Origin of the sequence: Nostoc sp. (assembly GCF_036917935.1) — a bacterium.
Classification (GTDB): Bacteria; Cyanobacteriota; Cyanobacteriia; order Cyanobacteriales; family Nostocaceae; genus Nostoc.
Genome location: NZ_JBALEL010000049.1, coordinates 42,996 through 59,141, shown reverse-complemented (window position 1 = coordinate 59,141; position 16,146 = coordinate 42,996). Strand labels below are relative to the sequence as shown.

At 42.1% G+C, this 16,146-nt stretch carries 9 protein-coding genes; 3 read left to right on the top strand and 6 right to left on the bottom strand.

The genetic code is table 11. From position 1 onward, the window contains the following. Positions 1-89: 89 nt before the first annotated feature. Together V7K62_RS20575 and V7K62_RS20570 are read left to right on the top strand one after the other, a co-directional pair. Positions 90-3,215, top strand: a complete 3,126-nt coding sequence (locus V7K62_RS20575; protein ID WP_334867268.1) for an efflux RND transporter permease subunit — start codon at positions 90-92, stop codon at positions 3,213-3,215. A 445-nt stretch (positions 3,216-3,660) separates the two neighbouring features. After that, a complete protein-coding gene (locus V7K62_RS20570; protein ID WP_334867266.1) occupies positions 3,661-3,861 on the top strand; it encodes a hypothetical protein in 201 nt (66 codons plus the stop codon). 144 nt (positions 3,862-4,005) lie between these two features. On the opposite strand, the gene V7K62_RS20565 is transcribed toward V7K62_RS20570, so the two are convergent. The 4 genes from V7K62_RS20565 to V7K62_RS20550 all read right to left on the bottom strand — a co-directional run bounded on the left by V7K62_RS20565 (position 4,006) and on the right by V7K62_RS20550 (position 10,157). Further along, positions 4,006-5,253, bottom strand: coding sequence for an alpha-L-fucosidase (locus tag V7K62_RS20565; RefSeq protein WP_334867264.1), 1,248 nt, complete (start codon positions 5,251-5,253; stop codon positions 4,006-4,008). 302 nt (positions 5,254-5,555) lie between these two features. After that, a complete protein-coding gene (locus V7K62_RS20560; RefSeq protein WP_334867263.1) occupies positions 5,556-5,756 on the bottom strand; it encodes a hypothetical protein in 201 nt (66 codons plus the stop codon). A gap of 527 nt (positions 5,757-6,283) precedes the next feature. After that, positions 6,284-9,091, bottom strand: coding sequence for a beta strand repeat-containing protein (locus tag V7K62_RS20555; protein WP_334867261.1), 2,808 nt, complete (start codon positions 9,089-9,091; stop codon positions 6,284-6,286). 919 nt (positions 9,092-10,010) lie between these two features. Continuing rightward, positions 10,011-10,157 carry a hypothetical protein gene (locus V7K62_RS20550; protein ID WP_334867259.1) on the bottom strand — a complete coding sequence of 49 codons (147 nt, stop codon included), beginning with the start codon at positions 10,155-10,157 and terminating at the stop codon, positions 10,011-10,013. On the opposite strand from V7K62_RS20550, the gene V7K62_RS20545 reads away from it, so the two are divergent. Continuing rightward, positions 10,151-10,312: a hypothetical protein gene (locus tag V7K62_RS20545; RefSeq protein ID WP_334867257.1), complete on the top strand. Its 162-nt coding sequence runs from the start codon at positions 10,151-10,153 to the stop codon at positions 10,310-10,312. The genes V7K62_RS20550 and V7K62_RS20545 overlap by 7 nt on opposite strands. Positions 10,313-10,380: 68 nt before the next feature. Here the strand turns inward: V7K62_RS20545 and V7K62_RS20540 are convergent, their stop codons facing one another. Together V7K62_RS20540 and V7K62_RS20535 are read right to left on the bottom strand one after the other, a co-directional pair. Next, positions 10,381-10,539, bottom strand: coding sequence for a hypothetical protein (locus V7K62_RS20540; protein WP_334867255.1), 159 nt, complete (start codon positions 10,537-10,539; stop codon positions 10,381-10,383). Positions 10,540-10,544: 5 nt separating this feature from the next. After that, on the bottom strand, positions 10,545-15,956 hold the full coding sequence (locus V7K62_RS20535) for a trifunctional serine/threonine-protein kinase/ATP-binding protein/sensor histidine kinase (RefSeq protein WP_334867253.1): 5,412 nt from the start codon (positions 15,954-15,956) through the stop codon (positions 10,545-10,547). Positions 15,957-16,146: the final 190 nt, after the last annotated feature.

Here is a 16,146-nt window from a genome sequence, read left to right as displayed (position 1 = left end):
CTTGCCCGCCCGTAATAATGGGCGGGCAAGATGCCCACCCCACAATAACAAGATGCCCACCTCACCACATTTCTGGGAGAACAAAACCCATGAACCTTTCAGAACTCTTCATTCGTCGTCCAGTCATGACCACTTTGGTAATGATCGGTATCCTCATCTTCGGTCTGATGAGTTATGTATTATTACCCATCAGTGCGCTACCTAACGTTGAATATCCTTTTATATCTGTCTCTGCGAGTCTCCCAGGTGCCACCCCCGAAACAATGGCATCTTCGGTCGCCGCACCCCTAGAAAGACAGTTTACTGAAATTGCCGGACTCAATTCATTTAATTCCACCAGTTCAACTGGTAGCACCAACATCTCCCTACAATTTGACTTTAGCCGCAGAGTGGAAGATGCCGCCAAAGATGTACAGGCAGCCATCTCAGCAGCAGCCGGACAACTGCCCGCCGGAATGCCTCGCCCACCTAGCTACCGCAAAGTTAACCCATCTGTCTCACCGATTCTCTTTCTCTATATGTATTCTGAGACACAGCAAATCTCGACAGTAGATGAATACGCGGAGGTAACAGTTGGTCAGCCAATCTCGATGATTGATGGTGTTGCTCAGGTGCAGGTATTTGGTCAACAGCAATATGCAGTCCGCGTCCAGCTTGACCCGCGAGAGTTGGCATCAAGGGGAATCGGTCTAACTCAGGTGAAAACTGCAATTCAACAGGGAAATGTCAACTTACCAACCGGCAGTCTCTCTGGCACTTACAAAAGCTATACGATTCAGGCGAACGGTCAACTCACCGATGCTGCCGGCTATCGCCAGCTAATTGTCACTTACAAGAATGGTGCGCCCGTGCGTCTCCAGGATTTGGGGGACGTAATTGACAGTGAACAAAACGTCAAAGTCTCGAATTTGTATAGCGATCGCAAAGTAACAAACCGCCATTCCATTGTTCTCGCTGTGCAGCCTCAACCGGGTGCTAACACTGTAAATATCGTTGATGCCATCCAGAAACTTTTACCTACACTCCGCGAACAAGTTCCCAAATCCATTGAGATGGGGATTATGTACGATCGCTCCCAAACCATCCGAGCTTCTGTCAACGATGTAAAGTTTACCTTGGTTCTCTCAGTTTGTCTAGTTATCTTGGTTATTTTCTTATTCTTGCGTGACATCACTGCAACGCTGATTCCCAGTTTGGCGCTACCTGTAGCGATCATTGGCACTTTTGCCGTGATGTATTTGTCGGGCTTCTCCCTAGACAACATCTCACTCATGGCGTTGACCCTCTCCGTGGGCTTTGTGGTGGATGATGCGATCGTGGTGTTGGAAAATGTCGTCCGTTATCGGGAAATGGGCGAATCTCCCCTAGACGCAGCATTGAAGGGATCGAGGGAAATCAGTTTTACAATTTTGTCAATGACCCTTTCCCTAGTGGCGGTGTTCATCCCGATCATGTTTATGAGTGGAATAATCGGTAAATTATTTCATGAATTTGCCGTAACGATCGCAGTGGCAATTTTGGTTTCAGGTTTTGTTTCCCTCAGTCTCACCCCCATGTTGTGCAGTCGTTTCTTAAGTTCATCCCATCACCAAAAACCAAATCGGCTTTATCGAGTCTTAGAAGGGGGATTTGATTTTCTACTGCGGGGATATGATTGGACGCTCAAGCCTGTTTTAAAATACCGCCTGATGACGCTGATTGGTTCTGGCATTCTGCTGCTAATGACCGTCTATCTGTTCGTCATCGTTCCCAAAGGATTTATTCCTACGGAAGACACCGGACAATTAATGGCGAACACGAAAGGAGCGCAAGATATTTCTTTTGATGATATGCTGCGTCACCAGCAAACGGTTGTTGATATCATTCGTAAAGACCCGAACATTGAAGCAGTTGATTCGATTGTGGGTGCAAGTGGCCCGAACGGTTCAGTCAACGGCGGGCGAATTACGATTCGGCTAAAACCACGTTCTCAACGTCAACTGAATGCTGACCAAATCATTCAAGAATTAACCCCGAAGTTGAGACGGACAACTGGGATTAAGACATTCCTCCGCTCTCCGCCAGCTATTCCCATCGGTGGACAACAAACTAATTCTACTTATCAGTTCACCTTGCAGAGCTTGAATTTGCAAGACTTGCGCCAATACGTTCCGAAACTTGTCGATAAAGTCAAAACCCTACCAGGACTTCAGAACGTTGACAGCGATTTACAACTCAGCACTCCTCAAATCCAAGTCCAAATTGACCATAACAAAGCCGCAACTCTGGGGATTACCGCCCAACAAGTTGAACAAACCCTCAGCGCCGCTTATGGTTCCAGCCAAGTTTCTACTATCTATACCCCAAATGACCAATTTTATGTAATCTTAGAAGTTAAACCAGAGTTTCAGCGAGATCCCAGCGCCCTATCGATGCTTTATGTGCAATCGAGTACTGGAAAACTGGTTCCTTTGAGTGCGATCGCAAATATCACCCAGAATGTCGGTCCCCTCACTGTTACTCACGTTGCTCAACTCCCCTCTGCGACTATCTCTTTTGACACGCTACCAGGAACGTCTCTAAGTCAGGCTACAGATGCCATCAAACAAGTAGCCAGTGAGATGCTACCCTCAACAATTACCCCCAGTTTTCAGGGGTCAGCCCAAACCTTTCAACAGTCTTTCAACGATTTAGGCGTGCTGTTGTTGGTGTCTATTTTAGTAATTTATCTGATTCTCGGTATCCTCTATGAAGATTTCATTCACCCAATCACCATTCTTTCCGGTCTACCTTCGGCGGGTTTTGGCGCATTATTGACGCTGCTGATTTTCCAAGTTGATTTAAATCTTTACTCTTTCATCGGCATCATTTTGCTAGTGGGCATCGTCAAGAAAAACGGTATCATGCTGGTGGACTTTGCAATTATTGCCCAGCGAAAGGAAGGAAAAAATTCCTATGATGCCATCTATGCCGCTTGCTTGACTCGCTTCCGCCCAATTATGATGACGACGATGGCAGCTTTAATTGGGACACTTCCCATTGCTTTGGGGACGGGAGTTGGTTCAGAAGCGCGTCGTCCTTTGGGGATTGCGATCGTTGGGGGATTGCTGTTCTCTCAGATATTGACTCTCTATCTGACTCCAGTGTTTTACATTTACATGGAGGCATGGCGGAAAAAGCTTAGTATGCAAAGTAGGAAAGCTGAAAAAAAGCATCTGCCAGCAGTTAAAAGTTAATGATAGTTTTTGGTAAAACCGAGCATGAGTAAAGCGATCGCTTAGAGTCAATAAGTAGTCAGACAGAATTAACAATGTCATTGCGAGCGAAGCGAAGCAACCCCAGCCCTTGAGATTGCTTCGCTTCGCTCGCAATGACTGTAAATATTTTTGTCCGACTACTTAACCATTGCTCGGAAACTACTTGACAAGATTAGGTTCAAGCAAGAAGTATCCTTATATTCGGGGCAGAGGGCCGCTAGATGCTTCCCTCGCTTGCTTCCAAATGTTGAGTCCGCACTCATTTGATGGATCAAGGTGCTGTGGTAGAACAGGGGACTCATGAAGAATTAATGGCGCTCAAAGGTTATTACTCCTGTCTGTATCAACAACAAGAAGCAAAACTGTAGGCAGGAGGCAGGAGGCAAGGGGAAATCTTATTGCTTCGACTTTTGAACTCGGAACTTTGACCTCTGAACTCGGAACTTCGACCTTTGAACTCGGAACTTTGACCTTTGAACTCGGAACTTTGACCTCTGAACTCGGAACTTTAACTTCAGAACTCAGAACTTCAACCTTTGAACTCGGAACTTCGACCTCTGAACTCGGAACTTCGACCTTTGAACTCGGAACTTCAACCTCTGAACTCAGAATGTCGAGATCATAACTTGGAAACTCAGACTTAGAACCTAAAACACAGCACTTTATGAGTATCTTCACTGATTTCTTAGTGCAAAAAACTGAGAGCTTAAAGTCTCTGCGCTGAACAAAGTCCTCAACCTTGTACTGTTACTTAAAAAACATTAATTACTCAAGAATCAATATCAATACAAATCACTGTAACGTATGGATTAATTACTGATTCAGGTACATCAATTGTTAATTCTCCTAACGGATTAGAATTGAACATAGAATCTATAATTGCACAACGACTTGTGTAGGTTAGCGCTGTACCGTCAGCAAGAACAAACACCGATTTTACTCGTTTGATTGGTATACCCCTAACTGATATTGTTTCGTAAGGTTTCATTAACAGGTGTAGATAAATGCGATTGCCCTTACGAGTTGAGGGGCCATAAAATTGCCAGGGTTCTAATCCTGGAGTTGTATCAAGTATACTTTCAGAGTGGCTCTCCATCCAATCTGCTATATCTTTGAGACGCTCTAACTGCTCAGGAGGGATTTGTCCATTACCCATTGGACTAATATTGAGCAAGAGGTTGCCTCCTTTACCTGCTACTTCACAAAGGGTATGAATTAGCTGACGAGATGACTTGAAGCAATGGTCGTCTGAATTATATCCCCAACTTTCATTGATCGTCAGACAGGTTTCCCAAGGATGAGTCGGTGGATGAGGAGGAATAAACTGTTCAGGAGTTTCAAAGTCTCCACAATTGGGTAGGCGATCGTTAATGAGAATATTAGGTTGTAAATCACGAATCATTTTTGCTAATTTTTGAGCCTGCCATTGCTCTGGAGTGCGTTCCCAACTTCCGTCAAACCAAATGATGTCAATTTGACCATAATTAGTCAATAATTCTCGTATCTGATTGAACATAAATTGGATATATCGCTCCCACTGTTGCGCTGTAGGTTGAGGTAGCTGGTCAAAGCGATAAGGTTTATCTGCTTCTGTAAAAGCCGGATAATCTGGATGATGCCAGTCACTAAGCGAAAAATAAAGACCAATACGCAATCCTACAGAGCGCATCGCTTCGATATATTCACGTACAATATCTTTTTTGTAAGGTGCAGATGCAATTGAAAAGTCTGATTCTTGGGTATGGAATAGGGCAAAACCATTATGATGCTTGGCTGTTAATATGGCATATTTCATTCCTAGACTTTTTGCTAAATGTGCCCATTCTTGAGGATTGTATTGCAGTGGATTGAAAGTATTAGCTGTGTAGTGATATTTCTCAACTGGAATATCTTTGCAAAAAGGAAGGCTGAATACACCCCCAACTAACGGCCAAGATAACTCACGTCCTTGTTGAGAACTATGTCCCCAATGAATAAACATCCCCAATCGAGCTGTATCAAACCAGTTATTCATCATGCTTAAATTTGGCAATAATTCTGCTTAATAAAGGAGACATAGCTCCCTTTGCATCTTAGTACATATACAGATTTTGATTGTGATTATTTTTTGACTGGTAGGGGGTTAAGTTTCTGAAGCCAACTGTTTAAATTTAAGTAAATAGTGAAAAAAGTATGAAAAATTCCGGTAAAGTCTTATTTAAAACAAACTTTATGCTTTTGACAAATGAATATAGAAGAAGCGCTAGTAATTTTAGACACATTTATTGAGCATGGCTTAAGTGATGTTCAGGATCACAGAAGCTTAGAAGTGGATGATCGTTATAAATTGGATGACCATTTACCTGAATAACTCTGAATGTCTAAATCAGTAGTAATATCTTTTACAGACAAAGAGTTCTTGCTTATCTCATCAGTTTCAATAGCAATGCTATCCATGTTACTTTGCTCAGATGCCTGAATATAGCGATGAATTGCTTCTTCCGGCCGGATAAAGTCTTGGTTTATACTATTTTTTAGCATCTTATTTTCTTTCCTCAAGTTTCTTTATTGGGCATACTTTGCAGGTTTGATGCAGTACTAAAGCTGCTTTGGCTCTCTGCTGATTCTTCAGGACTTGAGCAATCTGACTGGCTTTTTTTTCTGGATACCACACTTGTAGAGCTTATATTTAAACTGCATAGATATACTCAATTTAATGCTTTTTGTGGGTCTATCAATAATTTACAAGCGATCGCTCTTGCAGTAAATGGGCAGCTAGTTGCTCTTTGCGGGGAACGGAACGCGTTAGCAAAGCGGGGCGGTAGCACATCGCCTCGCCATTTGCACTGATTAGAGTAATTATTTTACCGCGTGGCTTAATAATTCCATTAATGAATCGAATGGGAGGTGCTTAATATAGCGTTTCCTAATCACATGAGGTACATCATAGTCCCCTCCTCGCTTGCGGGGAGGGGGTTGGGGGTGGGGTTCTTGTACCTCACTTAAGCGAGAACCGCTATATAGCACCTCCCATTCTGAAGATTTCTATTTGACTGTGGGGTTGAGAATTAAACAACTAGGAAGTTGTTTTCGGTTAGTGACACTCCACCAGATAGTTGTGCAAATTTTACCTGAGTAAATCCGCCCGCACTGCCATCTTGGTCAAAATATAGCGCACCTGTAGTGTTGTTATAGATAAATCGCTGATTGCTCGTTGTTGCAGATGCTCCAAGGGTAAAAGAGCTAGCTGAGAGTAAACCTGTTGATAACCCGCCAAAACCAGCAGCCGACACCCGAATCAGTTCATTAGTCGCGTTGAAGTTATAAATATTATCAACGCCTTCATTGAAACTATTGAAAATAAAGGTATCAGTACCAGCTCCTCCATAGAGGTTATCATTACCTTTGCCACCTTTGAAGGTGTTGTTACCAGAAGCACCAGAGGCTGTAAGAGTATCATTACCATCGCCTCCATCCAGTAGATTATTGCCTGATGAATAGTCAACAATCAAGCGATCGTCATTAGCACCACCATTGAGCGTGTTATTACCAGAGACAGTATAAGCTCCGTATAAGGAATATAAGGAGGCTGAACCAGCGGCTGTAAGAGTATCATTGCCATTGCCCCCATTTAGTAGGTTATTGCCTGATGAATAGTTAGTAACTAAGTTATCGTCACCAGCGCCACCATTGAGGGTGTTATTGCCAGAAATAGCATCGAGATAGAAATTGCCTCGGTAGTCATCGTAGGAGCCAGAGACGTTAAGAGAATCATTATCATCACCACCAGAGAGCGAATTATTACCATTTGAATAGTCAGCACTCAAGTAATCCTCACCTGCACCGCCGAGAATTGTGTTATTTCCACGTCCCCCAGCGAGGGTATCGTTGCCATTGCTCCCTACAATCAAATCATCGTAGTCTGTACCTGAGATATTTAATTGTTCGATAAACTTATAGCTAACCTGATTTGGGCCTGCTGTAATCGAACCAGTGTTAGTAGCAGCATTGAATGTCGTTGTGATTCCCTGGCTGATAGAATAGTTATAGAAGGACAACAAATCGTCACCTCTCCCTCCATCTATGGTATCGTTGCCGCGATCGCCCCCGTTGAGTGTATCGTTACCATTGCCCCCCACAATCAAGTCATCGTAGGCTGTACCTGAGATATTTAATCGTTCAATATTTTTGTAGCTAACCTGATTCGTGCCTGATGTAATCGAGCCAGTGTTAGTAGCAGCATTGAATGTCGAAGTGATTCCCTCACCCCCGGTAGAATTATCGGAATAATAGGCTTCCAATAAATCATCACCTCTCCCCCCATCGATAGTATCATTGCCACTACTACTTCCGTAGAGCGAGATGGTATCGTTACCATTGCTCCCCACAATCAAGTCATTGTAGACTGTACCTGAGATATGTAATCCTTCGATATTCTTGTAATTAATCAGATCCGTGCCCACGCTAATCGAGCCAGTGTTAGTAGCAGCATTAAAAGTTGAAGTGATTCCCTGACTAGGATAGATATACGAAACGCTCAACAAATCGTCACCTGTCCCCCCATCTACTGTTTGAGTCGCTAAGGAAGGTGGGGAAGTATATAGGACGAAAGAGAAGGAATCATTACCATCCCCTCCATTGAAAATGTTATTACCAAACGTGCCATAGGCTTTTTTGTCGTCGTAGTAGCCAGAGGCAAAGAAAGAATCATTACCATCGCCCCCATTGAGGATGTTATCGCCCGTTGAATAGTTAACACTCAATTCATCGTCACCAGCACCACCATTGAGAGTGTTATTGCCGGGGGTAAAAGAGGCGGAATAGTCGTAGTAGCGAGAGCCACTAAGAGAATCATTGCCAGCCCCTCCATTGAGGATGTTATCGCCTGTTGAATAGTTAGCATTTAATTGATCGTCACCAACACCACCGTTGAGGGTGTTATTGCCATTTGTGTTAGACGCTGAGAGATTATCATTGCCATCGCCCCCAGAGAGCAGGTTATTACCTGTTGAAGAATCAGCACTTAATTGATCGTTACCAACACCACCGTTCAGGATGTTATCGCTGGTGGAATAATTAACATTTAAGTAATCGTTACCAACACCACCAAAAATCGTATCATTGCCATAACTTAAATCATTGCCACTACTGCCTCCGAAGAGTAAATCGTTGCCATTGCTGCCGACAATAAAGTCAGCGTAGGTTGTACCTCTAATTTCTAATCGTTCGATATTGTTGTAGTTAACCCGATTTGTGCCAGCCCTAATCGAGCCAGTGTTAGTAGCAGCATCAAAACTCGAAGTGATTCCCCTGGTAGCACTGGTGTAATATACAGATAAGTAATCCTCACCTGTTTCTCCATTTACGCTTTGAGTCGTTAAGGAAGCGGGGGAAGTTTTTGAGGCGGACAAATAGAAGACATCATTACCAGCGCCTCCATTTAAAGTATTTCTACCCTGAACTTCATCTGCGTAGAAGGAATCATCGCCGTCTTTGCCTGAAACCGTATTGTTGCCAGTAGAGTAGCTAATATCAAGGTAGTCATCCCCTGCATCTCCACTGAGGATGTTATTTCCAGAAGAATAGGAAGCATCAAGGGTATCATTTCCCTCATCACCCCGCAGCAGGTTATTACCAGTACCACCACGGAGGGAGTCGTTACCCGTACCACCACGGAGGGAGTCGTTACCCGTACCACCAAGGAGAGTATCATTGCCCGCACCACCAATGAGGGTATCATTTCCGGCATCACCGCTTAAAAGGTCGTTGCCATCTTTGCCATCGATGGTATCATCTCCCACTTTAGCGTTAATTGTATCCGCGCCCTGACTACCCAGTAGAGTATCCTTACCGTTGGTTCCAATGATATTCACCATAACTTTTACCTTCCTGAATCGATTTTTTTGAGTAATTTCAGCTATTAACTTGTTGTTAATGTTGTTAAAGGACACACCGAAATCGCCGAGAGTTAACGCTTTCGACATACTTTTATGTCGCCCTTGAGGGCTAGCAATTTTCCCGAAGATTTACCTTATTGATGAGCTTGTAAGTAGGACTGATCTAACTGACTTGAAAAAGGCAGGAGGCAGGAGGTTCAAAGTTAAATTATTTACCTATTCCCTATTGCCTTTTTCATCCGTTATTTGTGTACGCGTTAATAATGGCTAGTTAGGACTATCTAAGAGGTTGTTTTAAAAGTGGTTAGCTGTGATTTTCAGCACATCTTTATCCCCCCTAGCCCTGCTTAAGAAGGGGGGAAAACTTCTTAAAGTCCCCCAATTTATCGGGGGATTTAGGGGGATCTAAAACTTTTTGCTACCAACAACAGGACTTGTTCATTCATCCTCTAAGTCTTAACCACTGTAAAGATTTATGAGCGTGTGTTTAGGAAAACACATGGTTTCACGCTTTTTTTATCATCCTTGATCCGCAGCTCAACCCAGCCATCACTGACAAAGCGTCGAAAAATCAAGCTTGAATGCCTAAAACCCACACTTCATATTTTTTTATCAAAACGTAAGCCCTACTGTCGTCAAAATAGAGAGTAATTCACTTCCAATAGGGAAAGAACTTTTATGCAGTCGTTGTGAGCTATTGCCCGTGGGTATGGAGCTTAAAAATAGAGAACATCTAAATAACACTTTAGTAACCATATCTGAATATTTACTGAGATGTCCATACTTAAAGACATATCTTTGCATACTCTTCACATTATTTGCCGATGAGTATAATGTCAGTACTTATCTTTATGTATTCTTCATGTCTTGATAGCCACTAACGCTCAAAATGCAGCAGCTAAACAGTTGTTTGAGATGCTGGTGTAGCGTGTCGTCCCGCTAGTAGACAAGCAAGCTGTAAGAGTTTTTCAAACCTGGGGTTATGCAGCAAGGTTTTGACGGCGATTTGTCGGAGTTGAAAGCGATCGCACTGGAGTATTGGCACGTTATCAAGAACTACTTGGGGGTAAATATCTCCTGCAAACAGACCCCCGTGGTGTAGGCGTAGCCCGTCGTAGACATCGCACAGAAACTACTGAGGACGGTGGATCTGAAACTGGACATATTGGTAGATTTGGAACAAAAATAGATTTTTATTAAAAATAACAGTCGCCAGGGAATGAAGACGTATTAAATAATCGATTCGGCGCTATTTTATTCTGGCAACGCTAACTATAAGGGTACGATCGCACCCGCATTCTCGGAGCGATTTTCAACGCTATATGTGCGATCGCCAGAAGGCACTCTCTCAGAAAAGCAGTGGAACCTCTGGTAATTACCCAAAAATTTATCCCACACCGCCCTTCGAGTGGGATATGAATTTTCATTTAAGCTAAAACACTGGAATTTCAATGACAAATTCTGTTCCTTCACCAAGTACAGAATTGCAACTCAACCGCCCATCATGGGTTTCCTCAACAATTTGACGAGCGATGGCTAATCCTAATCCCGTTCCTTTCCCAACCTGTTTTGTTGTAAATAGGTGGTCAAAGATCCTTGCTCTAATCTCCTCTGGCATCCCATGACCGTTATCTATGATGCAAATTGTTACCGTGCGTTGGTCACTGGATACTTCGGTGTGAATCAGTATTTGCTGATGTTCGGTTTCCACTTGAGCAAAAGAACGCCCTTCAATGGATGTATCGAAGACATCAATTGCATTTGCGAGGATGTTCATAAATACTTGATTTAGCTGTCCTAAAAAGCACTCAACTAATGGTAATTTTCCGTATTTGGTGATGACTTCGATCGCTGGACGTTTTTCGTTAGCTTTAAGCCGATACTTCAAAATCATTAGCGTACTCTCAATCCCTTCATGGAGGTTACAAGCAACTTTTTCGGCTGTATCGGCTCTGGAGAAGGTGCGGAGACTGTTACTAATGTCTATAATTCGTTCCGAAGCCATTTTCATCGAACTTACTAGCTTTGGTAAATCTGCAATCAGGAATTCTAGGTCAATTTTTTCACCATGCTCAATGACTGCCAAAGCAGGAGTGGGATGATGTTGTTTAATTAATTGGATATGGGCGAGTAAGTCTTGAGTATACTCTTCGGCATTGTGGAGACTGCCTTCGAGAAATCCAATCGGATTATTAATTTCATGTGCCACACCTGCAACCAAATTACCCAAGGTTGCCATTTTTTCATTTTGTACCATTTGTAATTGGGCTTGCTCAAGTTCTTGCAGCGATCGCTCTAGTTGATGGGCATAATTCTGGTATTCTTGATAAAGACGGGCATTTTCTAGAGAGATGGCGGCTTGGGTGCATAGCAGTTGGATAACTTCGGTGCGATCGCGAGTAAATGCACCAATTGTCAGCGGATTTTCTAAATATAGCAGCCCAATGATTTTACCCTGATTTAATATCGGCGTACACAAGACACTCTTAGGTTGTTGCTGTATGAAATATGGATCGGCGATAAAATCAGTTTGTGCTGTTGCATCATCCAGCACAACAGTTTTTAAGCTGTGTTTGACAAAGTTCACCAGTGTAATGGGAATGCCTTCGCTGGTTGACAATGGTACAGATAGTAGGGTGACTCCTTCATTGATGGTAGCTACGGCTTCAACCATTAAGTTGTCCTGTTGGAGTATAAGCAGCGTCGCTTTTTGTGCCCCAGTATTTTCCATCACCACTTGCAAAAGCGTAGTGAGTAATTGCTCTAATTGAATTTCACTGGAGAGAGCTTGGGAGACTTTAAAGATGGTGGCCAAATCGAGGGCTTCATAAATATTGCTGCTACAAAGGTTTGTGTGGATGGTTTGATTTGCAAATGATAATCTATCGACGCTTGAACTCAGTTTAAAGCGATTAAGTTGCTGTTGTAAGATGGGAGCCAAGAGTTGAGGATAGCGTTTTTCTAAGTCCTGGATTTTAGCTTTAGCACCCCAACGGGCATAGCAATAATAAGCTTCTTGCATGTAAACTTGAGCAATTTTTTCTTTGCCCCAGTCGAGGTAGAACTTGGCAGCTAGTTCATTGCTCAAGGCTTCTTCTTGGATATATTCGTTTTCTTTAGCTAGAGTTATGGCGCGATCGTACAATTCCATTGCTTTGTTTTTTTGTAGCAAAATCCGATGCCGTTCTGCTTCGACTAAATAAAATTTGTGTTGATGATTTCTTGGGGTATGATGCGCCCATTTTTTCAGCTTTTTCTGATGGGACTTTACTTTTTTAATAATCTGTTTTTGCTCAGTAGCCGTTGATGTTGGATAGAGAATTAGTTGGGTTAGCGCCTGATAAAAATAAACTATTGGTACAACTGCCGCCGATGTTACTCCATCTAAATAGGTTATTGCATTAATTGCTGCCTCAGATGCTCTGGTATAATTTTCAAACAGGTAGCAAAGTATCAATTCATTAGCATAGCTAAAGCACAATCCAGTGCGATCGTTTGCTTGCTCTTGTAAGGGGCGAATAGTTTGGGCATCATAAACAGCACCTGATAAGTAACTGGGATTATTAGATCCCAACAAATTCAAGATGGCTTGACGAAATGAATTAATATATGTGTGAGGTTTTTCTTGTCTAAAATGGCTGTAGACTTCAGCATAGTCACCCATCTGTTTTTCTAACTCAGTCAATTCCTGCCCCATAAAGTATCCATGAAAGCTACAGCTATAGCTAGCCCAAGCAGCATATTCAATATCTCCGGTTTCTAAACCCACTTGATAGGCTTCGATTAACGGTGTAATTGTGTCTTTAAGGGGTTGATGCCAGTGATTAATAAATGTTTGAACAATGAAGAAGGTTCTAGCTTTGAATTCCTTGCTATGGAATTTTTCGAGAACTTGTAATGCTAATTGACCAAATTCATAACCCGTCTGAATATTTCCCAGAATTCCACACTCAATCAATCCATACCAGGCATAGCCAAATGCAGATGCTGCCGCATTGCCGTACTGCATCGATAAATGGACTTCGCTCAAAATGATTTGTGGCAGTAAATCTGGACGACCAATATAAGCTGTTGAATTCGTACTAGCTAAAATTCTGATTGCTGCCAGTTGTTTGTCCCCCGTCATATTAGGTAAATCAATCAAATTTAAAGGAGATTTACCTAAAAGTCGCAATTTTGTTTGGGCTAAACTGAGAAATGTTTGTGTTTTATTTGCTTGATGAGATAGTTTGATACCTAAGAGATTTAGCAGTGCGATCGCAGTCCGAATCGAATCATCAAATCGACTCTGAGCTAAATAAGATTGGATTTGAATTTCAATCGATTTCACCTGATCTAGTAAGACGTTAGCATGGTGTTGCACTTGCCTAACAAACTCTTCTACCTGGTCAAATTGACCCATAAAATATGCTGCCGAAGCAGCTTCTTCATACAAGGATAAGGTGAGTGAATATTGTTGTTGCCAGCTATCTGTTGTCAATAGCTGAATCCCGCAACTAATATATTCCATTGTATTACTATAAGCAGTGGATTGTTTGGCTTTTTGCCCAGCTAGCAAATTTAACTGTGCTAATTGATTTCGGTCAGACTGGTGAGTGATTAGATTTACACCAATATTCAACTGATTAACAATCTCAAAAATTCTCTCTCCCTGCTTTTTAATCGGTATTTTGCTTAATAATAGTTGTCCAATTTGCAGATGGATGGATTGCTTTTTTGACTCTGGGATTAACGCATAAGCCGCTTGTTGAACGCGATCGTGTAAAAATTTATAGTTTACAGTTAGCGAACTTTGTACTAAATCCTGTGTTTCCCGCCCGACATAGAATTTGTAAACTTCACTTTGTGGCAGGATTAATCCCTCTTGTAATGCTTTCCAGAGGTCTGTTGCTGTTTCGGTTTCGGAATTTTCTGAAACAATTGCCAATGTTGCCAAATCAAATTGATTACCAATACAAGCCGCTAATTTCAAAACATCCTGCGTTGGTTCTGGCAATTTTCGCAACCGTAACACCATAAAATCAACCACATCATCTGTCAGGGCTAACACCTTCAAGTGGGCAATATCACACTGCCAACTTTCGCTATCTAAATCAAATTTAATTAGTTGATCTTGATGCAGGGCTTTGAAAAAATGCGTACTGAAAAATGGATTGCCCTTGGTTTTCTGATAAACCAATTGTGTGAGTTTTTCTGTAGTTTCTAGTGAACAACTTAGGGTATCAGCAACCAGTTGATTTAAACTGGGTTCACTCAGGGGAGCTAATGTAATTTTGTTAATGGTAGCATTGGCTTTGGCAATTTCATCTAATGTCAACATCAATGGATGAGCAGCAGAAACTTCATTATCCCGATAAGCTCCAATTAAAAGTAAAGCTCCACTTCCAGACTCGTTCATCAGCAACTGGATCAATTTGAGTGATGTAGAATCAGCCCACTGCAAATCATCAAGGAAAATTACTAATGGATGTTCTTTTGTGGTGAATACCTGAATGAACTTTTGAAACAGTAAATTAAACCGATTCTGGGCTGCACTGGGTGAAAGTTCGGTTGCAGGTGGTTGTTGACCAATAATTTGTTCTAGTTCGGGAATTACCTCAAGAATGACTTGCCCCTGCTCACTCAGCACTTGTAAAATTTTATTTTTCCAAGTTGACAATTGGGCATCACTTTCACTCAGCAATTGCCCCATTAAGTCTCGAAACGCTTGCACAAAAGCAAAGAAGGGAATATTACGATTAAATTGGTCAAATTTGCCTTTGATGAAGTAGCCCCTCTGTCGGACAATGGGTTTATGAACCTCGTTGACTAAGGCAGTTTTACCAATACCAGAAAAACCAGCCACTAGCATTAGTTCCGTCTGATTGTTGGTAATGCGGTCAAATGCTTTTAGCAGAGTTTCAACTTCATGCTCACGACCATAGAGTTTTTCTGGGATAATAAAGCGATCGCACACATCTCGTTGAGCAATTGGGAAACTTGCAATCTTACCCGTTTCCTTGAGTTGAGCCAAACAATTTTCTAAATCATATTTCAGCCCGAATGCACTCTGATAGCGGTCTTCGGCATTTTTCGCCATCAGTTTGCTGACAATAGATGAGAGTACAGACGCAATTTGCAGATTAATCTCGTGTACTAAAGGCGGAAGTTTGGCAATATGACAATGTACCAATTCCATCGGATCGTGCGATTTAAATGGTAATTGCCCTGTTAGTAACTCGTAAAAACTTACACCCAGAGAATAAAAATCAGTCCGGTAATCAATTCCCCGATTCATGCGTCCAGTTTGCTCTGGAGATAAATAGCCGAGTGTCCCTTCTAGCACATTAGGACTCATCAAGATTTGAGTTTCCCGTGGCAGCAGAGATGCAATACTAAAGTCAATTAACTTAACTTCTTTAGTTTCTGGATTAATTAAAATATTAGCGGGTTTAATATCTTTATGAATGATCCGATTACGAATTAGAATATCTAAGGCATTACACAGAGCGATCGCTATTTGTAAAAACTCTTGTAAAGATCCGATGTCTGGCGTCTGGTAATCAGTAAAGTAATCTTTGAGAGAAACCCCGCCAAAATCTTCCATCAGCAAAGCATAACCATTTTGATACGCCTCCAAACTATAGGTTTGGACGATCGCAGATGAGTTGAGATTTTTGGCAATTGTGTACTGATTGCGAAACTGCAACAGCTCGCTGAAACTGGGATATGAACTTTTCAGCAGTTTAATCACTACAGGTAATGAGTCAGTTTCTCGATACCCACGATAAACTATGGTTCTGGAACCATTGTAGATTTGTTTCGTTATGTAGTATCCGGGAATACTGACAAGAGTGCTGATCATGCTGCTAAATCCTGGTGATTTCTGAATTTATTGTTCCCAAATCAGTAACTCCAGTTTGTTTATACAGCAGAATTCTGAAGTAAAACAGGCTTTATAGCTGGCTTTGAGACTTAGCTTATGTACTTCACTGACTTTAAATCCGCTGTATGTGTCTTTTGAGACAACTCACAGGTGCGAATCATCCCAGTGG